The 23,248-nt window shown below is 70.9% G+C and carries 21 protein-coding genes; 10 read left to right on the plus strand and 11 right to left on the minus strand.

What is annotated here, in order from left to right; translation table 11 throughout:
• The 8 genes from BM314_RS24350 to BM314_RS24385 all read right to left on the minus strand — a co-directional run bounded on the left by BM314_RS24350 (position 1) and on the right by BM314_RS24385 (position 8,861).
• Positions 1–600, minus strand: coding sequence for a transglutaminase-like cysteine peptidase (locus tag BM314_RS24350; RefSeq protein WP_020095660.1), 600 nt, complete (start codon positions 598–600; stop codon positions 1–3).
• 356 nt (positions 601–956) lie between these two features.
• Positions 957–2,690, minus strand: coding sequence for an AMP-binding protein (locus tag BM314_RS24355; RefSeq protein WP_020095659.1), 1,734 nt, complete (start codon positions 2,688–2,690; stop codon positions 957–959).
• A gap of 45 nt (positions 2,691–2,735) precedes the next feature.
• Positions 2,736–3,170, minus strand: a complete 435-nt coding sequence (locus BM314_RS24360) for a hypothetical protein (protein ID WP_091980819.1) — start codon at positions 3,168–3,170, stop codon at positions 2,736–2,738.
• 14 nt (positions 3,171–3,184) lie between these two features.
• Positions 3,185–3,964 carry an enoyl-CoA hydratase gene (locus BM314_RS24365; protein WP_020095657.1) on the minus strand — a complete coding sequence of 260 codons (780 nt, stop codon included), beginning with the start codon at positions 3,962–3,964 and terminating at the stop codon, positions 3,185–3,187.
• A complete protein-coding gene (gene mmsB / locus BM314_RS24370) occupies positions 3,961–4,854 on the minus strand; it encodes a 3-hydroxyisobutyrate dehydrogenase (protein ID WP_091980822.1) in 894 nt (297 codons plus the stop codon). Before mmsB ends, BM314_RS24365 begins: the two co-directional genes overlap by 4 nt.
• A 185-nt stretch (positions 4,855–5,039) precedes the next feature.
• Positions 5,040–6,101, minus strand: coding sequence for an enoyl-CoA hydratase/isomerase family protein (locus BM314_RS24375; RefSeq protein ID WP_091980823.1), 1,062 nt, complete (start codon positions 6,099–6,101; stop codon positions 5,040–5,042).
• Positions 6,098–7,243 carry an isobutyryl-CoA dehydrogenase gene (locus tag BM314_RS24380; RefSeq protein WP_091980826.1) on the minus strand — a complete coding sequence of 382 codons (1,146 nt, stop codon included), beginning with the start codon at positions 7,241–7,243 and terminating at the stop codon, positions 6,098–6,100. Before BM314_RS24380 ends, BM314_RS24375 begins: the two co-directional genes overlap by 4 nt.
• Before the next feature lie 121 nt (positions 7,244–7,364).
• A complete protein-coding gene (locus tag BM314_RS24385) occupies positions 7,365–8,861 on the minus strand; it encodes a CoA-acylating methylmalonate-semialdehyde dehydrogenase (protein WP_091980827.1) in 1,497 nt (498 codons plus the stop codon).
• A 116-nt stretch (positions 8,862–8,977) separates the two neighbouring features.
• Between BM314_RS24385 and BM314_RS24390 the strand changes: the two genes are divergently transcribed.
• Together BM314_RS24390 and BM314_RS24395 are read left to right on the plus strand one after the other, a co-directional pair.
• Entirely contained in the window at positions 8,978–9,886 is a 909-nt protein-coding gene (locus tag BM314_RS24390) for a LysR family transcriptional regulator (RefSeq protein WP_244491912.1), read from the plus strand.
• Between the two features lie 87 nt (positions 9,887–9,973).
• Positions 9,974–11,137 carry an iron-containing alcohol dehydrogenase gene (locus tag BM314_RS24395; RefSeq protein ID WP_091980830.1) on the plus strand — a complete coding sequence of 388 codons (1,164 nt, stop codon included), beginning with the start codon at positions 9,974–9,976 and terminating at the stop codon, positions 11,135–11,137.
• 131 nt (positions 11,138–11,268) lie between these two features.
• On the opposite strand, the gene BM314_RS24400 is transcribed toward BM314_RS24395, so the two are convergent.
• Positions 11,269–12,474: an ABC transporter substrate-binding protein gene (locus BM314_RS24400; RefSeq protein WP_170855253.1), complete on the minus strand. Its 1,206-nt coding sequence runs from the start codon at positions 12,472–12,474 to the stop codon at positions 11,269–11,271.
• Between the two features lie 281 nt (positions 12,475–12,755).
• Between BM314_RS24400 and cpaB the strand changes: the two genes are divergently transcribed.
• The 7 genes from cpaB to BM314_RS24435 all read left to right on the plus strand — a co-directional run bounded on the left by cpaB (position 12,756) and on the right by BM314_RS24435 (position 20,811).
• Positions 12,756–13,571, plus strand: coding sequence for a Flp pilus assembly protein CpaB (gene cpaB / locus BM314_RS24405; RefSeq protein ID WP_020095649.1), 816 nt, complete (start codon positions 12,756–12,758; stop codon positions 13,569–13,571).
• A gap of 5 nt (positions 13,572–13,576) precedes the next feature.
• Positions 13,577–15,205, plus strand: a complete 1,629-nt coding sequence (locus BM314_RS24410; RefSeq protein ID WP_091980831.1) for a type II and III secretion system protein family protein — start codon at positions 13,577–13,579, stop codon at positions 15,203–15,205.
• A 30-nt stretch (positions 15,206–15,235) separates the two neighbouring features.
• Positions 15,236–15,991: a CpaD family pilus assembly protein gene (locus BM314_RS24415; RefSeq protein ID WP_170868172.1), complete on the plus strand. Its 756-nt coding sequence runs from the start codon at positions 15,236–15,238 to the stop codon at positions 15,989–15,991.
• 78 nt (positions 15,992–16,069) lie between these two features.
• Positions 16,070–17,314: a CpaE/TadZ family protein gene (locus BM314_RS24420; RefSeq protein ID WP_056526226.1), complete on the plus strand. Its 1,245-nt coding sequence runs from the start codon at positions 16,070–16,072 to the stop codon at positions 17,312–17,314.
• A 114-nt stretch (positions 17,315–17,428) separates the two neighbouring features.
• On the plus strand, positions 17,429–18,820 hold the full coding sequence (locus BM314_RS24425; protein ID WP_020095645.1) for a TadA family conjugal transfer-associated ATPase: 1,392 nt from the start codon (positions 17,429–17,431) through the stop codon (positions 18,818–18,820).
• Positions 18,821–18,824: 4 nt separating this feature from the next.
• Positions 18,825–19,802, plus strand: coding sequence for a type II secretion system F family protein (locus BM314_RS24430; protein WP_020095644.1), 978 nt, complete (start codon positions 18,825–18,827; stop codon positions 19,800–19,802).
• Positions 19,803–19,833: 31 nt separating this feature from the next.
• The gene (locus BM314_RS24435; protein ID WP_091980834.1) at positions 19,834–20,811 is read left to right on the plus strand and encodes a type II secretion system F family protein; all 978 of its coding nucleotides are present in this window, start codon (positions 19,834–19,836) and stop codon (positions 20,809–20,811) included.
• 25 nt (positions 20,812–20,836) lie between these two features.
• Here the strand turns inward: BM314_RS24435 and BM314_RS24440 are convergent, their stop codons facing one another.
• Positions 20,837–21,094 carry a GcrA family cell cycle regulator gene (locus BM314_RS24440; RefSeq protein WP_012320730.1) on the minus strand — a complete coding sequence of 86 codons (258 nt, stop codon included), beginning with the start codon at positions 21,092–21,094 and terminating at the stop codon, positions 20,837–20,839.
• Between the two features lie 378 nt (positions 21,095–21,472).
• Here BM314_RS24440 and sseA point away from each other — a divergent pair, with 378 nt between their 5' ends.
• Complete coding sequence (gene sseA, locus BM314_RS24445; RefSeq protein WP_056526232.1) at positions 21,473–22,321, plus strand: 3-mercaptopyruvate sulfurtransferase; 849 nt, start codon at positions 21,473–21,475, stop codon at positions 22,319–22,321.
• Between the two features lie 66 nt (positions 22,322–22,387).
• Here sseA and BM314_RS24450 read toward each other — a convergent pair whose 3' ends face one another.
• Positions 22,388–23,212, minus strand: a complete 825-nt coding sequence (locus BM314_RS24450; RefSeq protein ID WP_042672594.1) for an FTR1 family iron permease — start codon at positions 23,210–23,212, stop codon at positions 22,388–22,390.
• Between the last annotated feature and the right edge of the window lie 36 nt (positions 23,213–23,248).

A 23,248-nucleotide genomic window follows, 5' to 3' on the forward strand; every position in this document is an offset into this window, starting at 1 on the left:
TCACCGGTTTGCGGTGGTGACCGGGGAGGTGACGCCGCCGAGGGAGACCCAGGCGACGGCGTCCTGGCTCTCGCGCTTGATGAACACGTAGCCGGTCTTGTGCCAGGGCAGGATCGCGCTGGTCTTGTTGTCGAGCACCAGGTCGCCGCGGTCGGTGATCAGGGTCAGCACGGCGTGGCCCTCGCCCTTCTCGTCGATCACCACGGTCATGCGCATCGCCCGCCGCGGCAGGCCGGCCTCGGCCAGCATGTGGCGCTTGAGCAGCTGGAAGTCCTCGCAGTCGCCGATGCCGTCCTCGGCCAGGTCCCAGCGGTCGGCCACGTGCAGGTGGTCCTGGTCGGTCATCGGCTCGATCGCCTTGTTGACCCGCCGGTTCACCGACACGATCGTCGCCCAGGTGGCGGGCGTCAGGCTGATCCGGGCCGGCTCGCCCCGGTCCAGCGCGCACTCCGCCGCGTAATTCTGACAGAACGTCACCCACGCCGCGATCGGCTTGGCGTCGCCCAGGATCTTGGCGCCCACGTCCGCGGGCAGGCTCGCCAGCGTCTGCGCTTGAACCGGAGCGGCGAGGCCGAGCAGCGTCGCCGCTCCGACCAGCATCCCCCGAACCGTCCTGAGAAGCGCCGCGCCCATCGAACCCGTCCCCGTTGTTGAGGACAGGATTGCGCCGCAGAGCCTCCGCGGCGCTGAAGCGGATGCGCGCAATTTTACCGATCCGCCGGCGCGGGCCCGCTCACGCGCGACAGCGTCGACGGGAGACTTGAGAACCCTTGTAAATCGGCGGCTTCGGCTTCGGAAACCGGAAACCTTGAGGGTTCGTCACCCGGGGACCTGAGTCCTCAGGTGCGCAGCCGCCATCGCGAGCGCAGAGAGGCACACCAAGACTGCGCCAAGCCGACCGATGGCGCGCTGCCCTGGGTCGCCTCGCCGCGCCCGCGATCACGGGGTGGAAACGCTCAGCCCGCCGTCTGGTCGAGCTTGCGCTCGGCCTCGCCCTTCAGCTCCGGGAAGTCCGCCTGCGTGTAGGCGCGGCCCCGGTGCGGGTCCTCGGTGATGCCCTCGTGCTCCAGGCGGCGCAGCTGCACCCGCCGGATCTTGCCCGAGATCGTCTTGGGCAGATCGGTGACGAATTCGAGCCCGCGCAGGCGCTTGAAGGTCGCGAGCCGGGCGTTGGTGAAGCGGAAGATGTCGAGCGCCGTCTCGGGTCCGGGGCTCGCTCCGGCCACCAGGGACACGTAGGCCTTCGGGATGGTGTGACGCATCGGATCGGGCACCGGCACCACCGCCGCCTCGGCCACGGCCGGATGCTCGATCAGCACGCTCTCCAGCTCGAAGGGGCTGATCCGGTAGCCCGACGACTTGAACACGTCGTCGGCGCGGCCGACGAAGGTGTAGCAGCCCTGCTCGTCCACGAAGGCGACGTCGCCGGTGTGGTAGAGGTCGCCGGCCGCGCCCGACAGGTTGCCCTGGCCGTCGTCGTAGCCCTGCATCAGGCCGGCGGGCCGGTGGGCCCCGAGTTCGAGGCAGACCTCGCCCTCGGTGGCCGGCTGACCGTCCAGGTCGAGGACGCGCACCCGGTAGCCCGGGAGAGGCCGGCCCAGGGCGCCCGGCACCACCGGCTGTCCCGGCGTGTTGGCCATGAGCGCGGTGGTCTCGGTCTGGCCGTAGCCGTCGCGGATCGTGAGGCCCCAGGCGCTCTTCACTCGCTCGATCACCTCGGGATTCAGGGGCTCGCCCGCCGCGCAGACCTCGCGCAGGGCGAGCCGCTTCCCGGACAGGTCCTCCTGGATGATCATCCGCCAGACGGTCGGCGGCGCGCAGAGCGTCGTGGCGCCGGTGCGCTCCAGCTGCGCCAGCAGCGCGGCCGCGTTGAACGGCGCCTGGTTGATCACCAGGATCGTCGCGCCGGCATTCCAGGGCGCGAAGAACGAGGACCACGCGTGCTTCGCCCAGCCCGGCGAGGAGACGTTGCAGTGCACGTCCCCCGGCTGCAGCCCGAGCCAGTACATGGTCGAGAGCGCGCCCACCGGGTAGGAGCGGTGGCTGTGGCGCACCAGCTTCGGCTTCGCCGTGGTGCCGGAGGTGAAGTAGAGGAGCAGCGGGTCATCGGCGGCGGTCGGGGCGTCCGGCGCGAAGCTGTCCGAGGCCGTGAAGGCGTCGTCGTAGGCCGCCCAGCCCTCCGTCGGAGCCCCGGTGACGAGGCGGACGGCGCCGCCCGTGTCGAGGCCGGCGAACCGTGCGATCTGCTCCGGCCCGGCCACGATCGCCCGCGGGCGGCCGCGGGCGAGGCGGTCGGCGAGCTCGTCGGCGGTGAGCAGCGTGGTCGCCGGGATGACCACGGCGCCGAGCTTCATCGCGGCCAGCATGGTCTCCCACAGGGCCGGCACGTTGCCGAGCAGCAGGAGCAGGTGGTCACCGCGCTTCAGGCCGAGCTGACGCAGGTGGTTGGCCACCTGATTGGACCGTGCCGCGAGCTCACCGAAGCTGAGGCTCTGCTCGGCCCCGCTGCCAGCCTCGACGATCCGCAGGGCGGCGCGGTCGCGGCTCTCGGGGCCGGCGAGGACGGCGTCGAACCAGTCGAGCGCCCAGTTGAACGGCACCGGGTCCGGCCACGCGAAGGCCGCGACGGCGGCGGCGTAGTCGGTGCGATGGGCCAGCAGAAGGTCGCGGGCCTCCCGGAAGCTCGGCATGGTCGTTCCCCCTCGTCCTCGTTGACCGATCCCGACCCGGCGTCTTCAGGCCGGGATCAGATCCTCACCGGCCTCGCCCTGCGCGAGGCGCTGAACCATGGCGGCGTGGAAGTCGCGGATCTGCCCGGCAATCGCCCCAACACTGCGGTCGTTGCGGGCGAAATCGTCGGCGTTCAGCGCGATCAGGCCGGCCGTGTAGCCGGCCTCGTTGTGTTCGAACGGATCCGCGTAGAGCCATGCCCACCAATCGCGGGGCGGGATCAGGCTGGCGCCGGGCTTGACCCGCAGCGCCGCCAGGAAACGGAAATGGCGCGTCAGCTCTTTCCGCCAGACCGACCGCGTCCGTTGGGGCACGTCGAAGGCGAGCAGCTTCACGAGGTGCTCGTTGATGGTCTCCTCGCGCCCGCGCGCCTTCTGGGCGACGATTGCGCGCGGGAAGGCCATCTCGAACCGGACTTCGTCGTGGTCCAGCGCATCCATCGCCTGGTCCCCGCTCAGGTGTTCTCGAACCGGGGCGGCCGCTTCTCTACGAAGGCGGCCATACCCTCCTTCTGGTCCTTGGTGGCGAACATGGCGTGGAACACCCGCCGCTCGAACCGGATGCCCTCGGTCAGCGTGGTCTCGTAGGACCGGTTGACCGCCTCCTTGGTCATCATCGCGATCGGCAGCGACATCGACGCGATGGTCTCGGCCGCCTTCAGTGCCTCGTCGAGGAGCTGGTCGGCCGCGATCACGCGCGAGACGAGGCCGGCACGCTCGGCCTCGGCGGCGTCCATCATCCGCCCGGTCAGGCACATCTCCATGGCCTTGGCCTTGCCGACGAAGCGGGTCAGCCGCTGGCTGCCGCCGATCCCCGGCATCACGCCGAGCTTGATCTCGGGCTGGCCGAACTGCGCCGTGTCGGCCGCCAGGATGATGTCGCACATCATGGCGAGCTCGCAGCCGCCGCCCAGGGCGTAGCCCGCCACCGCGGCGATGATCGGCTTGCGCACGGCGACGAAGCGGTCCCAGTCGGCGAACCGGTCGCCGGAATACATCTCCGCGTAGGTGGCGTGCTGCATCTCCTTGATGTCTGCGCCGGCCGCGAAGGCCTTGGCCGAGCCGGTGAGGACGATGCAGCCGATCCCCGGATCCGCATCCGCCTCGGTCGCCGCCCGGATCACCTCGCGGGTGAGCTGCGCGTTGAGGGCGTTCAGGGCCTTCGGCCGGTTGAGGGTGATCAGCAGGACGCGCCCGCGCGTCTCCGTCAGGATCGTCTCGTACGTGTCGCTCACGACTCGCCTCCCTGCCCGCGGAGCATACGGATGATCGCGGAAAAGTCCTCTCCCCCGTGGCCCGCGCCCTCGAACAGGCCGTAGATCTGCGCGGCCTCCGCGCCCAGCGGCGTCGCCGCCCCCGCGGCGATGGCGGCGGCCTGAGCGAGCCGGAGGTCCTTGAGCATCAGCGCGGCGGCGAAGCCCGGCTTGTAGCCGTTGTTGGCCGGCGAGGTCGGCACCGGGCCCGGCACCGGGCAGTAGGTGGTCAGTGACCAGCACTGACCCGAGGAGACCGAGGCCACGTCGTAGAGCGCCTGGTGCGACAGGCCGAGCTTCTCGCCGAGCGCGAAAGCCTCGCTGACGCCGATCATCGAGATGCCGAGGATCATGTTGTTGCAGATCTTGGCCGCCTGCCCGGCGCCGGCCTGGCCGCAATGGAACACGTTCTTGCCCATCACCTTCAGCAGCGGCTCGGCCTTGGCGAAGGCGGCCGCGGCGCCGCCGGCCATGAACGTCAGCGTCCCGGCCTTCGCGCCACCGGTGCCGCCGGAGACCGGCGCGTCCACCGACAGGCAGCCCCGCGCCTCGGCGAGGGCGTGGGCCTTGCGGGCGCTCTCGACGTCGACCGTGGAGGAATCGATCAGGAGCGTGCCGGCGGGCAGGGCCTCGGCGAGCTGCGTCCAGACCTCGACCACGTGCCGCCCGGCGGGCAGCATGGTGATGACGACGTCCGCCCCTTGGGCCGCCTCCAGGGCCGAGCCGGTGACAGCGACGCCTCCGGCGCGCGCCGCCTCCAGCGAGGCCGGCACCAGGTCGAAGCCGCGCACGGTGTGGCCCGCCTTCACGAGGTTGGCCGCCATGGGCCCGCCCATGTTGCCGAGACCGATGAACCCGATGGTCTGCGCCATCCTGCTTCTCCCTTGATTGCTGTCGTTCGCGTCTTCCACCCGCGTCCTCATCCTGAAGTGACCGCGACGCGGGCCTCGAAGGAGGGCTCCAGGAATCACGGCGGCTTCTGGAGCCCTCCTTCGAGGCCTACGCTACGCTTCGGCACCTCAGGATGAGGGTGTGGGTGGGAACGAGCGACGCGTCATCACACCGGCCCCGTGCGCGATTCCGAAAAAACCGGCTCCGCCCGCTTCTCCAGCCAGCGGGCGATCCGCGCCGGATCGACCGCGTCGAGGGTCGGCGGGTTCCAGCGCGGGCTCTTGTCCTTGTCGATCACCGCGGCGCGGATGCCTTCGCGGAAATCGCCCTCCGCCAGCAGGGCCAGCGAGGCGTGGAACTCGCGCTCCAGGCAGGCTTCCAGGTTCGGCGCGCCGCGGCCGAGCCGCAGGAGGCACAGCGTCAGGACGAGGCTCGACGGCGCCTTGGTCAGGAGCGTCGCCCGGGTCGCGGCGGCGAAGTCCGAGCCGTCCGCCGCCAGGGCCGACAGGATCTCGTCCACCATGTCGAAGGCGAAGCAGCGGTCGATCACCGCCCGGTGCGCGGCGAGCAGTGCCGGCTCCGGATCACGGGCGAGCCGTGCGATCGCGTCCCGCACGCCCGCCTGCCCGGCATCCGGGTCGACCGCCACGAGGGCGTCGATCAGGTCAGGCAGACCCGCGGAGGGCACCAGGGCGTCGGCCAGCCGGCAGAAGATCGCGTCGGCGGCGCCGACCGGCTCGCCGGTCAGGCCGAGATAGGTGCCGAGTTCCCCGGGCGCGCGCGGCAGCAGCCACGTTCCGCCGACATCCGGCAGGTAGCCGATGCCGGTCTCCGGCATGGCGACGCGGGAACGCTCGGTGACGATCCGGTGCGCAGCGTGGCCCGCGAGCCCGACACCCCCGCCCATGGTGATGCCGTCCATGACCGCCACGAAGGGCTTCTCGTAGGCGGCGATGCGTGCATCGAGCCTGTACTCGTCCCGCCAGAAGGTCTCGGCGAAGGCGGTGTCGGAGCTGTCGTAGAGGGAGCGCAGGTCGCCGCCGGCGCACAGGCCGCGCTCGCCCTCCCCGGTGAGCAGCACCGCGGCGATGCCCGGATCGGCCGAGAACCGGTCGAGCGCCCGGTCGATCTCGCCGACCATGCCGTGGGTCAGGGCATTGAGGGCCTTCGGCCGGTTGAGCCGCAGCCGGCCCAGGGCGCCGACCCGCTCGACGATCACGTCGCTCATCGGCGCCCCCCGGTCAGCCCGCGGGCGATGATCAGCCGCATGATCTCGTTGGTCCCCTCGAGGATCTGGTGCACGCGCAGGTCGCGGACGATCTTCTCCACGCCGTACTCGGCGAGGTAGCCGTAGCCGCCGTGAAGCTGGAGCGCCTGGTTGGCGACCTCGAAGGCCGCGTCGGTGACGTGGCGCTTGGCCATCGCGCAGAGCTGGGTCGCGGCCGGGTCCTTGGCGTCGAGCGCGGCGGCCGCGTGCCGCAGGAAGGTGCGTGACACCTCCAGGCTCGTCGCCATGTCGGCGAGGCGGAACTGCAGCGCCTGGAAGTCGGTGAGCCTCGCCCCGAAGGCGCGGCGGTCGCCCATGTAGGCGAGCGCCTTGTCGAGGGCCGCCTGCGCGCCGCCGAGCGAGCAGGCCGCGATGTTGAGCCGCCCCCCGTCGAGGCCGCTCATGGCGATCTTGAAGCCCTGGCCCTCGGCGCCGAGGCGGTTGCCCACCGGCACGCGGCAGCCGTCGAAGCGCACCGCGCGGGTCGGCTGGGCGTTCCAGCCCATCTTGCGCTCGTCGGCCCCGAAGGACAGGCCGGGCGTGCCCGTCTCGACCACGATCGCGGAGATCCCCGCCGGGCCGGCCTCGCCGGTGCGGACCATGCAGACGTAGAGGTCGCTGGCGCCGGCGCCCGAGATGAACTGCTTCTCGCCGGAGAGCACGTAATGGTCGCCGTCCCGCTCGGCGCGGGTGCGGAGCGCCGCGGCGTCGGAGCCCGAGCCCGGCTCGGTGAGGCAGTAGCTGGCGATCCGCTCCATGCCCATGAGCGACGGCAGCCAGCGGCGGCGCTGATCGTCGCCGCCGTAGGCGTCGATCATCCAGGCGCACATGTTGTGGATCGACAGGAACGCCGCCACGGTCGGGCAGCCGGTGCTGAGCGCCTCGAAGATCAGCGTCGCGTCGAGGCGCGACAGGCCGGACCCGCCGACATCCTCGCGGACGTAGATGCCCGCCATGCCGAGGGCGGCCGCTTCCCGCAGGGTCTCGACCGGGAAGGTCTTGTCGCGGTCCCAGTCGAGGGCGTGCGGCGCGATGTGCTCGGCCGCGAAGCCGAGGGCCATCTCGCGGATCGCGGTCCGGTCCTCGTCGAGCCCGAAACTCATGGGCACTCCCTCATTTTCGTCAGCCACCGCGCGAGGTACGCACATCGGCCGCCCCAAGGCGGGCCGTACCCCCTCCCCGCGCGGGAGAGGGGACCCGGGCCCCACCTCGAGCCGTCGCGCTCTACCGCATCGTCGGGATGGAGAACTCCGCCCCGCTCTTGATGCCGCTCGGCCAGCGCTGCGTCACAGTCTTGGTCTTGGTGTAGAACCGGATCGAGTCCGGCCCGTGCTGGTTGAGATCGCCGAAGCCCGAACGCTTCCAGCCGCCGAAGGTGTGGTAGGCGATCGGAACCGGGATCGGCACGTTCACGCCGACCATGCCGACGTTGACCCGCGCGGTGAAGTCGCGGGCCGCGTCGCCGTCCTGGGTGAAGATCGCGACGCCGTTGCCGTACTGGTGGGTCGAGGGCAGCGCCAGCGCCTCCTCGTAATCCCTGGCCCGAACCACCGAGAGCACGGGGCCGAAGATCTCTTCCTTGTAGATCGTCATGTCGGGCGTCACGCGGTCGAACAGCGAGCCGCCCATGTAGAAGCCGTTCTCGTAGCCCTGGAGCTTGAAGCCGCGGCCGTCGACGGCGAGCTGCGCGCCCTCGGCGACGCCCTTGTCGATGTAGCTCGCGACCTTCTGCACGGCCTCCCGGGTGACGAGCGGGCCGTAATCGGCCGAGCCGTCGTGCGAGGGACCGATCTTGAGCGACTCGACCCGCGGGACCAGCTTCTCCATCAGGCGGTCGGCGGTCTGCTCGCCCACCGGCACCGCCACCGAGATGGCCATGCAGCGCTCGCCGGCCGAGCCGTAGCCGGCGCCGATCAGCGCGTCGACCGCCTGGCCCATGTCGGCGTCCGGCATGATGATCATGTGGTTCTTGGCGCCGCCGAAGCACTGGGCGCGCTTGCCCGTCTCGGCGGCGCGCACGTAGATGTACTCGGCGATGTGCGAGGAGCCGACGAAGCCCACCGCCTTGATGTCCTCGTCGTCGAGGATCGCGTCGACCGCCTCCTTGTCGCCGTTGACGACGTTGAGGATGCCCGGCGGCAGGCCCGCCTCCAGGAAGATCTCGGCGATACGGATCGGCACGCTCGGGTCGCGCTCGGACGGCTTCAGGATGAAGGCGTTGCCGCAGGCGATGGCTGGGGCGCATTTCCACAGCGGGATCATGGCCGGGAAGTTGAACGGCGTGATGCCGGCGACGACACCCAGCGGCTGGCGCAGGGAGTAGACGTCGATCCCGGGCCCCGCCCCTTCCGTGTACTCGCCCTTGAGCAGGTGCGGGATGCCGCAGGCGAACTCCACGACCTCGACGCCGCGCTGGATGTCGCCCTTGGCGTCCGGCACGGTCTTGCCGTGCTCGGAGGCCAGCAGCTCGGCCAGCGAATCGTTCTCGCCGCGGATGAGCTCGAGGAAGCGCATCATCACGCGGGCGCGCTTCTGCGGATTGGTCGCCGCCCAGGCCGGCTGGGCCGCTGCGGCGTTCTCGACCGCGGCGCGCATCTCGGCCTTGCTGGCGAGCGCGACCTTGGCCTGCACCTCGCCGGTCGAGGGGTGGAACACGTCGGCGAACCGCCCGCTCTCGCCGCCGACGTTCCGGCCGCCGATGTAATGCCCGATCGTGCGCATGCGCGCCTCCCTGTGATGTGGCGTTCGATTTTGGCGCACCCTATCAGGATCGCTTGAGCGATAAAGCCGGATGCGCTTACAGCCGTCGTGCATCGATGCACAGCGAGGGTGCGATCATGGCCAGGACGGGGCCCAACTGGGACGACCTCCGCTTCTTCCTCGCCGTGGCGCGGACCGGAACGCTGAGCGCCGCCGGGACCCGTACCGGCACCGAGCACACCACCGTCGGGCGCCGGATCCGCGCCCTGGAGGAAGGGCTCGGCGCCCGACTGTTCCACCGCAGCAACCTCGGCTACGCCCTCACCGAGGACGGCGCGAACCTGCTCGGCGTCGCCGAGGCCATGGAGAGCGCGTTCCTGTCGGCGAGCGCCGCCACGGAGGCCGCCCAGGCGGTCTCCGGCACGGTGCGGATCGGCGCGCCGGACGGGTTCGGCAGCGTGTTCCTGGCCCCCCGGATGCACCGGCTCACCGCGCGCCATCCGGGGCTGGAGGTCGAGATCATGGCGACCGCCCGGATCTTCAGCCTGTCGAAGCGCGAGGCCGACATCGTCATCAGCCTGTCCGGCCCGCAGCAGGCGCGGGTGGTGGCGCGCCGGCTGACCGATTACCGGCTGCTCGTCTACGCGGCCGAATCCTACCTCGCCGGGACCGGGCCGATCGCGGAGGTCGGAGATCTCTCGGGGCATCCCTTCGTCGGCTACATCGAGGACATGCTGTTCACGCGCGAGCTGAACTATCTCGGCGCCCTGGGCCCGCCGGTCTCGGCGCGTCTGCGCTCCACGAACCTCCTGGCCCAGGTCCACGCGACGCTCGGCGGCGCCGGCCTCTGCGTGCTGCCGGCCTTCATCGCGGCGGCCCATCCGGGGCTCGTGCCGGTGCTGCCCGGGGCAGTGTCGCTGACCCGCTCGTTCCACATGCACATCCACGAGGATCACCGGAAGGCCGCCCATATCCGCGCCGTGGCGGGCTTCATCGCGGGCGAGGTGGAGGCCGCCGCCGCGCTCTTCGCCGGGCCGGCAGTGTAAGCGCCGGCAGTTTCGCCCGGCGGGCGCAGGTCCTAAGATCGTCGTTCCGGCGCACCAGCAGAGGCGCCGGGTGGGAGAAGAAAGAGTATGGTCGCCTCGATCGCCCTGCCCCGGCTGATGCGCGTCGGCGCCGGCGCCTCGCGGCTCCTGCCGGAGGTGCTCGGCCAGCTCGGCCTGTCGCGGCCCTTCGTGGTCACCGATCCCTACCTCGCCGGCAGCGGCCGCACCGACACGCTGCTCGAGCGCCTCACCAAGGCGGGCGCGAAGGCCACAATCTTCTCCGAGACCGTGCCGGACCCGACCGTGGCGTCCGTGGAGGCGGCGCTGGCGGCCCTCCAGGCGGGCGATTTCGACTGCGTGGTCGGCTTCGGCGGCGGCAGCCCGATGGACACCGCCAAGGCGGTGGCGGTGCTCGCCCGCCACGGCGGCCACATGCGCGACTACAAGGCGCCGCGCCAGCAGGACGAGCCCGGCCTGCCGATCGTGGCGATCCCGACCACCGCCGGCACCGGCTCGGAGGCGACCCGCTTCACCATCGTGACCGACGAGGCCTCGGACGAGAAGATGCTCTGCATCGGCCTCGCCTACCTGCCGGTGGCGGCCCTGGTCGATTACGAGCTGACGCTCACCAAGCCGAAGCGGCTCACCGCCGATACCGGCATCGACGCCCTGACCCACGCGATCGAGGCCTACGTCTCGCGCAAGTCGAACCTGTTCTCGGACGGGCTGGCGCTGCAGGCAATGCGGTTGATCGCCCCGAACCTGCGCCGGGTCTGGACCGATCCGGGCGACCGGGCGGCGCGCGAGGCGATGATGCTCGGCGCCACCCAGGCGGGCATCGCGTTCTCGAACGCCTCCGTGGCGCTCGTCCACGGCATGAGCCGGCCGATCGGCGCGCATTTCCACGTGGCGCACGGGCTCTCGAACGCGATGCTGCTGCCGGCGGTGACGGCCTTCTCGGCCCCGGCCGCCATCGACCGCTACGCCGCCTGCGCCCGCGCCATGAAGATCGCCGGCCCGGACACCGACGACCGCTCGGCGGTGTCCGCGCTGGTGACCGAGCTCGAGGCGCTGAACGACGACCTCGACGTGCCGGGACCGCGGGAATACGGCATCGACCCGGCCCGCTGGGAGGCGCTGCTCCCCACCATGGCGGCCCAGGCGCTGGCTTCCGGCTCTCCCGCCAACAACCCGGTGGAGCCCAGCGCCGACGAGATCGTGGCCCTGTACCGGCGCGTCTGGGCGGGGTGATACCCTCTCGGAGTAGAGCACATCCTGAGACGGGACATTCGACCCGCCGCCGTCTGTGCGAGCGGAGCGAAGCAATCCAGGGACGCGCCGCCCCGGGTCGCTGCGCTGCGCTCGCGATGACGGGGTGAGACCTACTTCGCCGCCGTCAGCGGGCAGCCGCTCTCGGCCGGAGAGGCGAAGGCCTCCTTGCCGGGGATCGTCGAGATCAGCTTGTAGAGGTCCCACGGACCCTTCGACTCGGCCGGCTTCTTGACCTCGAACAGGTACATGTCGTGGACCATGCGGCCGTTCGGCTGCACGATCCCGCCATGGGCGAAGACGTCGTCCACCGGCAGCTCCTTGAGCTTGGCGTTCACCGCGTCGGTCTCGTCGGTGCCGGCCGCCTTGACGGCCTTCAGGTAGGACAGGACCGCCGAGTAGGTGCCGGCCTGGATCATGTTGGGCATCCGGCCGGTGCGCTTCATGTAGCGCTGGCCGAAGGCGCGGGTCTCGTCGTTGGCGTCCCAGTACCAGCCCTCGGTGAGCGTCAGGCCCTGGGCGACCTTGAGGCCGAGCCCGTGCACCTCCGAGAGTGTGAACAGCAGCGCCGCGAGCTTCTGGCCGCCCTCGACGATGCCGTACTCGGCGGCCTGCTTGATCGCGTTCGAGGTGTCGAGGCCGGCATTGGCGAGCCCGATTACCTTGGCCTTCGAGCCCTGCGCCTGGAGCAGGAACGACGAGAAGTCCTGGTTCGAGAGCGGGTGACGGACGCTGCCCAGCACCTTGCCGCCGTTGGCGAGCACGACCTTGCTGGTGTCGGCCTCCAGCGCCGAGCCGAAGGCGTAGTCGGCGGTGAGGAAGAACCACGTGTTGCCGCCCGCCCGGGTCAGCGCGCCGCCGGTGCCCACCGCCAGCGCCCGCGTGTCGAACGCCCAATGGTAGCCGTAGGGCGAGCACGCCTTGCCGGTGAGGTCGCTGGTCGCGGCCCCGGTGGTGATGGTGATCTTCTTCTTCTCCTTGGACAGGCCCTGGACCGCCAGCGCCACCGAGGAGGTGGTCAGCTCCATGATCGCGTCGACATTGTCGCGGTCGTACCATTGCCGGGCGATCGCCGAGGCGATGTCGGGCTTGTTCTGGTGGTCGGCCGTGAGGATCTCGATCGGCACGCTGCCGATCTTGCCGCCCATGTCCTCCACCGCCATCCGGGCGGCCTCGACCGAGCCCTGGCCGCCGTACTCGGCGTAGAGGCCAGACTGGTCGTTGAGGACGCCGATCCGTATCGCGTTGTCCGAGAAGCTTCCCTGCGCGGCCGCCGGAGCGGAGCCGAGCGCGGTCCCCGCGAGAGCGGCCGCCATCACCGCGCCGCCGATTGTTCTGATCATGTCTCCCCCCGGTTCGCCCGAGTGCCCGCTTCTGAGGCGGTTCCGGCGGCACGATAGGGGACGACCCGGCGCCGCGCCACGGCCGAGGTCGGGCGGGAGCTGAAGGATTCCGCGGATTGTGACGCGGTTCCGATCGACCCGTTTCCGGACCGGCGACAACGGCAGAGGTTATAATACCTTAACCATAATTACACGAATCCCCGCGCAGGTTCCCGTCATGGACGGCAATCCGGCCGTCTCCGGCGCGTGGCGATGCGATGAACCCAGCCCGTTTCGCCGTCCTCGGAATCGCCCTCGCGGCGGGCACCGGGGCGGCCTTCCTGATGAGCGGCGGCGATCCGCCACCACCGCCACCGCCGCCGACGGCCGAGGCGCCGCCGCAGCCGACGACCGACGTGCTCGTGGCCGCCATCGACATGCCCATGGGCCAGGTGCTCCGGGCCGCGGACCTGCGCTGGCAGCCCTGGCCGGACGGCGCCGTGGCCAACGGCTACATGACCCGCAAGATCAACCCCAAGGCCCTCGAGGAGACCGTCGGTGCGTCCGTGCGCTCGGGCTTCCTGACGGGCGAGCCGATCCGCGCGCAGAAGCTGGTGCGTCCGGAGAGCGGGTTCATGGCGGCGATCCTGCCGCCCGGCATGCGCGCAGTCGCCATCGTCACCGACAGCCGCGGAACCAACTCGGCCGGCGGCTTCATCCTGCCGAACGACCGCGTCGACGTGATCCGCACCTTCCGCGACGAGTCCAATTCGCGGGCCAACAACAGCGACGTGCAGCTCTCCCAGACGATCCTCACCGACATCCGCGTCCTGGCGATCGGTCAGCTGGTCCAGGAGAAGAACGGCACCAACGTCGTCACCGGCGAGACCGCGACGCTGGCCGTGACGCCCGCGCAGGCCGAGACCCTGGCGCTCGCCCAGAAGGTCGGCGCCCTGACCCTCTCCCTGCGCAGCCTCGCCGATGCCGGGCTGCCGCCGGAAGCCGTGCCGCTGGCCGACGCGTCCGCCGCGCAGATGCCCGAACCCGCCCTGACCGTGGTGCGCTTCGGCGTCGCGCGGCAGCAGACGCCGTGACCGCCATGACCGCTTCGCTGCCCCTCACGCGCCCAACGCGGCGCCCCGACCGCGGCCCGCGCCGTTGCTCGGCCGGCGCCCTCGCGCTGCTCGTCGCCCTGACCGGGCCGGCCTCTTCCCAGGACCGCCAGACCTTCGGCCCGGCGCCGATCCTGACGGTCGGAGCCGCGGAAGCGAGCTCGACCCGGCGGGTCGAGCTGACCGCGGGCCGCTCCGTCATCGTCGACCTGCCGCGGGACGCCAAGGAGGTGTTCGTGGCCAACCCCGCGGTGGCCAACGCCGTGGTCCGCTCGACCCGTAAGGTCTTCGTGATCGGCATGGCGGACGGCGCGACCTCGATCTTCATCATGGATGCCGAGGGCCGCCAGATCGCCGCCCTCGACGTGACGGTGGCGCGGGACCTGAACCTCGGGACCCTGCGCGAGCTGCTCAACCAGAGCATCCCGGGCGGACGCTTCGACGTGCGCTCGTCGGGCGCCTCGGTGCTCCTGTCGGGGGCGGTCAACTCCTCGGCGGACGCGCAGCAGGCGATCGACATCGCCAACGCCTTCGTGGGCCTGGGCGGCGCCGGGGCCGCGGGAGCGGCGGGCGCGGCCAGCGGCGGCGTCGCCGCCGGCTCGCGGGGCGCGGTGATCAACAACCTCACGATCCGCAACAAGGACCAGGTGATGCTCCGCGTCACCGTGGTGGAGGTGTCCCGCAACGTCCTGAAGCAGTTCGGGATCAACATGGCCGGCAACTGGTCGGCTCTGAACCCGGTCGGAAACCTGGGGCAGACGCTCGTGAACGGCGGCACCGCGGCGGCCACGCAGGTCCCGGCGTACATCCCGAATGTTATCACCAACAACCTGCCCTTCCCGATCAACACGAACACGCCGACCGGGAATCTGGTCCAGGCCTCCGTGCAGGGGGGCGGCTTCTCGCTCCAGGCGACCCTGAAGGCGTTCGAGCAAGCCGGCGTCTCGCGCATCCTGGCGGAGCCAACGCTGACCGCCATCTCGGGCGAGGCCGCCAAGTTCCTGGCCGGCGGCGAGTTCGCGGTGCCGGCCTCGGCAACCTGCGCCGTCGGCGGCGTCTGCTCGCCCGGCATCACATACAAGCCCTACGGCGTCGCCCTGTCGTTCACACCGACGGTGTTGGCCGACAACCGGATCTCGATCCGCGTCGCCACGGACGTGACCGAGATCGATACGCAGCAGAGCTTCAACTATGTGATCGGCAACACCTCGGTCGCAGTGCCGGGCACCCGGGTGCGCCGCTCCGAGACCACCGTCGAGCTGCCCTCCGGCGGTGTGATGATGACCGCCGGCCTGATCCAGCAGTTCAACAAGCAGGCGATCGCCGGCCTGCCCGGCCTGATCAACCTCCCGATCCTCGGCGCGCTGTTCCGCTCCCGCGACTACCAGCGCCAGGAGACCGAGCTGATGATCATGTGCACGCCCTACATCGCCCGGCCGATGGAGGCGAAGCAGGTCAGCCGGCCCGACGACAACTTCGTCGACTCCAGCGACGGCCAAGCCGTGCTGCTCGGCCAGATCAACCGCATCTACGGCAAGGTCGCCCCGCCCGGCGCGGCCGCCGCGGCGCCGCTCGGCCGCACCTACCGCGGCCGCGTCGGCTTCATCGTCGAGTAGCGCCCCGCCGCGCCTCCCAGGATCGGACCCATGACCGGACCCACGACCGGACGTCACCCGCCCGCACTGCCGCGCCGCGCCGCGAGCGTGCTCGCCGCCTGCGCGCTCTCCGCCCTCGCGGCGGCCTGCAAGACCGATCCCGTCACGACCGGCGGCATCGACGTCACAGATTACCGCGCGCGCCACCCGATCGTGCTGACCGACGGGCCCCGCAGCCTCGACGTGTTCCCGACCGGCATGGGCCATCTGGACCCGCGCCAGGCGACCGATGTCGACGCCTTCATGCTGGAGTACCGGCGCTACGGCCGCGGAACCCTTCTGATGCAGGTACCCCAGGGCGTCCCGCCCGACCAAGTCGCCGCCGTGCAGCGGACGGCCTCGGTTCTCGGCCGGCTCGGCACGCAGAACGGCGTCAACGCCCGCGAGATCGCGGTCAGCGGCTACGCGGTGGCGGCGCCGACCCTCGCCGCGCCGATCCGGCTGAGCTTCCAGCGCATGCAGGCCAAGGTGGCCGACGCCTGCGGCCTCTGGCCTCAGGACCTCGGGGCCGGCAATTTCACGACCGACTACAACAACCGGCCGAGCTGGAACCTGGGCTGCGCCATGCAGTCCAACGTCGCCGCGCAGGTCGCCGACCCGGTCGACCTCGTGCGCGGCCGGCCCGAGGGCCGCATCGACACGGTCAAGCGGGTCCGGGACATTGGCCAGTTGCGGGACGGCAAGGATCCGTCAACCACATGGCGGCAAGATGGTCAGACCGCCGTGAAGGCCCAGGTCACGAACTGAGACAGCCGGCGCCGGGGATGGGCAGCCCCGCCGCCGATCGCAACGCCGCACCCCGCACGCGAACCCGAAAGCGCCGTCATGGCAGAGCTGTCCGAGACAACCGAGCGCACGATCGCCCCGGTGCCCCGGATCACCATCCAGGCCTTCTGCGAGACCGGCGAGACCGCGGCGATGATCGAGGGCGCGGCCCTCGACCGGCGCATGCAGAAGGCGCAGGTCAAGGTCCGGATGGGCGGCGGGGCCGCGGCGATCGAGGCGTACCGGCACGCGCCGACGCCCAACGTCATCGTCCTCGAGATCCAGGGCGCGCGCTCGCGGCCGATCGAGTGCCTCGACGCCCTGGCCGAGGTCTGCGACGAGGGGACCCGCGTCCTGGTGATCGGTCACGTCAACGACGTGATGCTTTACCGCCAGCTGATCCAGCGCGGGGTGTCCGATTACCTGATGGCGCCGGTCGAGCCCCTGACGCTCATCGCGGCGATCTCCGACCTGTTCACGGCCCCGGGCGTCAAGCCGGTGGGCCGGACCGTGGCGGTCTACGGCGTCAAGGGCGGCATCGGCGCCTCGACCGTGGCGCATAATTTCGCGTGGTCGGTGGCCCGGGGCCAGGGCGTCCAGACGGTGATCGCCGATCTCGACATCGCCTTCGGCACCGCCTCGCTCAACTTCAACCAGGACCCGCCCCAGGGCATCGCCGAGGCGGTGTTCGCCCCCGAGCGGCTGGACTCCGCCCTGGTCGAGCGGCTGCTGTCCAAGTGCAGCGACAACCTGAGCCTGCTCTCGGCCCCGGCGAGCCTCGACCGGACCATCGACCTGTCCGAGCCGGCCTTCGACACCCTGATCGAGCACATGCGGGCGAGCGTCCCGTGCGTGGTCCTCGACATCCCCCACCAGTGGAACGCGTGGACGAAGCGCGTCCTGACGGCGGCCGACGAGATCCTGATCGTGACCGGGCCCGACCTCGCCTGCCTGCGCAACGCCAAGAACCTCCTCGGCGCGCTGAAGCACGGTCGCCCGAACGACCAGCCGCCCCGCATCGTGCTGAACGGCGTCGGCGTGCCCAAGCGCCCCGAGATCGGCACCGCCGAGTTCGCCAAGGCCCTGGAGGCGCCGGTGGCCCTGACGATCCCGTTCGAGCCGACCCTGTTCGGCACGGCCGCCAACAACGGCCAGATGATCGCCGAGATCCAGGCGGGCTCGAAGGTGGCGGAGCTGTTCAACGACCTGGCGGCCATGACCCTCGGACGTCCCGAGAGCCGGCGGGGCCGTCCGAGCCTGCTGGAGCCGCTGCTCGCCAAGCTTTCCGGCCGCAAGGCATCCTGATGCGGACGCGATCCCTCACCCGGCCGGTGCCGCGGGTCAGCGTCGGGGCTCTGACCCATGTTCGGTAGGCGACAGTCCGGCGGCGCGTCGGCGCCGCCCCCGCCGATGCCGCAGATGCGGACCCCGGCCCCGGCCACGCCGGTGCTGCGCGACGCGCCGGCGCCCGCGCCGGCCCAGCGCCCGGCGCCGGCGGCCCCGGTCGTCGTCGAGACCGCGCGCTCGGAGGATTACTACCGCACCAAGAGCCTGATCTTCGGCGCCCTGATCGAGGCGATCGACCTAACGCAGCTCTCGCGCCTCGACGCCGAGACCGCGCGCGAGGAGATCCGCGACATCGTCACGGAGATCATCGGGCTCAAGAACATCGTCCTGTCGATCTCCGAGCAGGAGGAACTGCTCGACGACATCTGCAACGACGTGCTGGGCTACGGCCCGCTGGAGCCGCTGCTCGCCCGCGACGACATCGCCGACATCATGGTCAACGGCGCCCACCGGACCTTCATCGAGGTCAACGGCAAGATCCAGCTGACCAGCGTGCGGTTCCGCGACAACCAGCAGCTGATGAACATCTGCCAGCGCATCGTCAGCCAGGTCGGCCGGCGCGTAGACGACGCCTCGCCGATCTGCGACGCGCGCCTGCCGGACGGGTCCCGCGTCAACGTCATCGCGCCGCCGCTCGCCATCGACGGCCCGGCGCTCACGATCCGCAAGTTCAAGAAGGACAAGCTCACCCTGGAGCAGCTCGTGCGCTTCGGGGCGATCTCGCCCGAGGGCGCTGAGGTCCTCAAGATCATCGGCCAGTCGCGCTGCAACGTGGTCATCTCGGGCGGCACGGGCTCGGGCAAGACCACGCTGCTCAACTGCCTCACCGCCTTCATCGAGCACGACGAGCGGGTCATCACCTGCGAGGACGCGGCCGAGCTGCAGCTCCAGCAGCCGCACGTCGTGCGCCTGGAGACGCGGCCGCCCAACATGGAGGGCCAGGGCCAGGTCACCATGCGCGACCTCGTGAAGAACTGCCTGCGCATGCGCCCGGAGCGGATTATCGTCGGCGAGGTGCGCGGACCGGAGGCCTTCGATCTGCTCCAAGCGATGAACACCGGCCACGACGGCTCGATGGGCACGCTCCACGCCAACAGCCCGCGCGAGTGCCTGTCGCGTATCGAATCGATGATCTCGATGGGCGGCTTCACCCTGCCGTCGCGGACCCTGCGCGAGATGATCTGCGGCTCGATCGACGTCGTGATCCAGGCGATGCGTCTGCGCGACGGCTCCCGGCGCATCACCCACATCACCGAGGTGCTCGGCATGGAGGGCGACGTCATCACCACCCAGGACGTGTTCCTCTACGACATCGTCGGCGAGGACGCGAACGGCAAGCTGATCGGGCGTCACCGCTCCACCGGCGTCGGCCGGCCGAAATTCTGGGAGCGCGCCCGCTACTACGGCCTCGAACAGCGGCTCGGTGAGGCGCTCGACGCCGCCGAGGTCGTCGACCGGAACTGAGCCGATGGCGGACGCCTCCAACCTGCCGATCGCCGCCGGCCTCGCCGGCATCGCGGTGGCCGCCATCGCCTACGTGGCGGTCCTGCCCCTGCTCGGCGGCGAGCGCCGGGCCACCAAGCGCCTGAAGACGATCAGCGTCTCCGCCTCGGGGGCGGCGACCCGGGGCGTCGCCGTCAACCGGCGCGAGCAGGTCGCCAAGACGCTGAGCGAGATCGAGGCGAAGGCCAAGGGCGCCTCGAAGGCCAGCGTGGAATTGAAGCTCGCCCGCGCCGGCCTCGGCTGGACGAAGCAAACCTTCTACGGGGTCTCGGCCCTGAGCGGGGTCGTCTTCGGGCTCCTGCTCTTCGTCATCACCGACAACGCCCTGGCGGCGCTCGGCGCCGCCTTCGCGGGCGGCTTCGGCCTGCCGGCCTACCTGCTGCGCCACCTGCGGCTCAAGCGCATCGCGAAGTTCAACAAGGAGCTGCCCAACGCCGTCGACGTGGTGGTCCGCGGCATCCGCACCGGCATCCCGGTGGGCGACTGCTTCCGCATGGTCTCGCGCGAGGCCGAGGAGCCGGTGCGCAGCGAGTTCCGGACCGTGGTGGAGACGCAGGCGATGGGCCTGTCCCTCGGCGAGGCCTGCACGCGGCTGTTCGAGCGCGTGCCCACCGCCGAGGTGAACTTCTTCGCCATCGTGATCAACATTCAGCAGCAGTCGGGCGGTAACCTCTCCGAGGCGCTGAACAACCTCTCCACGGTGCTGCGCGACCGCGCCAAGATGCGCGGCAAGGTCCAGGCGATGAGCATGGAGGCCAAGGCCTCGGCCTCGATCATCGCCTGCCTGCCCTTCGCTGTGGCGGGCATCACCGCGCTCACCAGCCCCGACTACATCTCGCTGCTCTGGACAACCGACACGGGCAAGATCGCCCTGGTCGGCGCGGCGATCTGGATGTCCATCGGCATCTTCACCATCAAGAAGATGATCGCCTTCGAGTTCTAGGCGCGGTGCGCCGTCTGCCGGATCCCGCCCGATGATCGATGCCATCGCCGAGAAGCTGTTCGATCCCCGCTTCATGGGCACGCTGCTGACCGCCGTCGCGGCGGCCGCGACCGCCTACGCGGTGGCGCAGCCCTTCCTGGAGACCGACCGCCTCGGCAAGCGGATGAAGCTCGTCAGCGACGAGCGCGAGCAGATCCGGCGGCGCGAGCGGCTGACCGCGGAGCGGACCGGAAGCCGGGCGACGCTGCGCACGGAGCCGAAGGCCTACATGAAGTCGGTCGTCGAGAAGTACCAGCTGCGCCGCTGGCTCGGCACGGACACGGCCAAGCGCAAGCTGATGCAGGCAGGATACCGCGGCCAGGGGGCGGAGACCGCTTTCCTGTTCTTCCGCCTCGTCGTGCCGGTCGCGGCGGTGATCGCGGCCCTGTTCTACCTGTTCGTGCTGGAGGTGCTCGACGCCTCGTACCTCATGCGGTTCGGGCTGGTGATCGGCGCGGCCTACATGGGCATCAAGGCGCCCGAGCTGTTCCTGGTGAACACCGCCAAGAAGCGCCAGACCGAGATCCGCAAGGCGTGGCCGGACGCCCTCGACCTCACGCTGATCTGCGTCGAATCCGGCATGGCGATCGAGAACGCGTTCCGGAAGGTGAGCACCGAGATCGCCACGTCCTCCGTCGTGCTGGCCGAGGAGCTCGCGCTGATGACCGCCGAGATGTCGTTCCTGCCCGACCGGCGTCAGGCCTACGAGAACCTCGTGATGCGCACCGGCCTCGAGCCGGTGAAGTCCGTGGCGACGGCGCTGATCCAGGCCGAGCGCTACGGCACGCCGGTCGGTCAGGCGCTGCGGGTGCTGAGCCAGGAAAGCCGCGACATGCGCATGAACGAGGCCGAGAAGAAGGCGGCCGGTCTGCCGCCGAAGCTCACCGTACCGATGATCCTGTTCTTCCTGCCCGTGCTGTTCGTCGTCATCATCACCCCGGCGGTCATCCAGATCATGCGGACGCAGTGACGGCCGGGATGGCGCAAGGAGAGGCTCAGCGGATGCGGCCGGGGCGGGTCGGCTCGAACACGATGCGGCGGTGGTAGGCGCACCAGCTCTTGCCGTCGGACACGGGGGCGCCGCAGCAGACGGCGCGGTCGTTCGGCTCGCCGATGATGTACTTGCACACGAAGGCGCCGGACTGCGCGAAGGGCACGCGCAGGTCGGCCGACGGCTCCTCGACGGTCTCGGCGTCGCCGATCTGGGACATGCGGACGAGTTGATTCATGGTGTCGATCGGCTCAATAAGCATCCTGCACGGTGGGTCGGGCGCCCGGGCAGACAGGGAAGGTTTGAACGCATCTCGTTCAGGCGACGTCCCCGTATCGCGTCCGCGAGCGGAACGTCCGGGGCGGCCAACACGATGCCGGCCGGACGGCCGACGCGATTGGCGTCATCATGGTGTCGTAACTGGGGTTACGGCTCTTTAAAACAAGACCAGCCTGCGCTGGATGCATCGGACCACGGTGCGGGATGCGTAGCTCATCCGATCCGGCGCGCGCTCAATTGGCATTGGCGCGGCTGACGAATCCGCCCGAACGCCGCCGTCCCGCGATGGCCCGGGCGTGCAACGCCGGGCGACCTGTGGTTCTGTCAGCCCGCAACGCGAACAGAGCCGGATCCGCCGACCATGGCCCAAGCGCCCCTCGTGTCACCCGAATGGCTGCACGACCGCCTCGCGGCCCCCGACATCGTCGTGCTCGACGCCTCCTGGTACCTGCCCGCAGCGGGCCGCGATCCCGAGGCCGAGTTCCGCACCGCCCACATACCCGGCGCCCGCCGCTTCGATCTCGACGCCATGAGCGACACCGAGTCGAACCTGCCGCACATGCTGCCACGGCCCGAGGTGTTCGCGGCGCGGATGCGCGCGCTCGGCGTCGGCGACGGCATGCAGATCGTCGTCTACGACGGGCAGGGGCTGTTCTCCGCCCCGCGGGTCTGGTGGATGCTCAAGGCCTTCGGCGTGCGCGACGCGCTGGTGCTGGACGGCGGCCTGCCGGCCTGGGTGGCGGCGGGCTACCCGACCGAGGAGGGCGACCCGCGCCAGCCCGAGCGGCGGCACTTCACCGCCCGCTTCGACCACGGCGCCGTGGCGGACGCGGACGACGTCGCCCGCGCCCTGGACAGCGGCTCGGCGCAGGTCGTCGATGCCCGCTCGGGGACGCGGTTCCGCGGCGAGGAGCCGGAGCCCCGCCCCGGCGTCCGGCCGGGGCACATGCCCGGCGCGCGCAACCTGCACTACGCGGCCCTCCAGCGCGACGGCCGGATGAAGAGCCCCGAGGAGCTGAAGGCGGTCTTCGCCGAGAACGGCGTCGATCCGGACCGGCCGATCGTGACCACCTGCGGCTCCGGCGTGACCGCTGCGATCATCGCGCTGGCGCTGGAGACCATGGGCCGCCCGGCGCGGGGGCTCTACGACGGCTCCTGGTCGGAATGGGGCGCCGACCCGGCCCGGGCGGTGGCGACGGGCGCGCCGTAGCGCGCGGCGATCGGACGCCGCGGAGGCGGGCGAGGTCAATGTCCGCCGCCCGCAGGCCCGTCGCGGCTAGGCCGGCCGCACCGCGCGGCGCTTGTCGGCGGCGCTCCACTGCATCAGGCCGACCATCACCGCGATGGTGGCGACGTAGACCAGCCCCTGGAGGGCGGTCGGCCGGTCGGTGTAGCCGACCAGGGCGTGCAGGACGCGGCCCGGCCAGGAATTCTCGGCGATCACGCCGGAGCTGTTCCAGAGGGTGTATCCGAGAACCTCGACCACCCCGGCATTCGCCAGGAACTGCGCCGCCTGCGCGGCGAGGCCGGCCGCGAGGAAGATGATCAGGACGCTGGTCACCGAGAAGACGTAGCGGCTCGGAATGGAGGCGAGCCCGAGATAGGTCACCGCCGAGAGGAGCGCTCCGGCGCCGATGCCGGCGACCGCACCGAACTGGATGTCGGCGCCCGAGGTGCCCGAGGCCACGAGGCCGTAGAGGAACAGGACCAGCTCGGCCCCCTCGCGCAGGATCGCGGCGCCGATCACGATCGACAGGGCCGCCGCCTCCCGCTCGCCCGAGCGCACCGCCGCGCCGGCGGCGCGCAGTTCGCCCGCCAGCTCCTTGCCGTGCTTGCTCATCCAGGTGTTGTGCCAGATCAGCAGCAGCACCGCGACGATCAGGACCGCGGCGTTCAGGATGTCCTGCCCGCTGCCCTCGAACGCGTCCGAGATCTTCTCGGCGAACAGCGCCACCAGGGCGGCGCCCGCGAGGCCGCCGGCGATGCCGAGCAGGACCCAGCGCATCCGGCCCGGGATGCCGCGGGTGGCGGCCAGCACGATGGAGATGATGAGGCCCGCCTCGATGACTTCGCGGAAGGCGATGACGAAGGCGCCGATCATGGCGGTCTCCAGGGTTTGTGAGGTCGTGTGACGCGG

This window comes from Methylobacterium sp. 13MFTsu3.1M2 (assembly GCF_900112625.1).
Classification (GTDB): Bacteria; Pseudomonadota; Alphaproteobacteria; order Rhizobiales; family Beijerinckiaceae; genus Methylobacterium.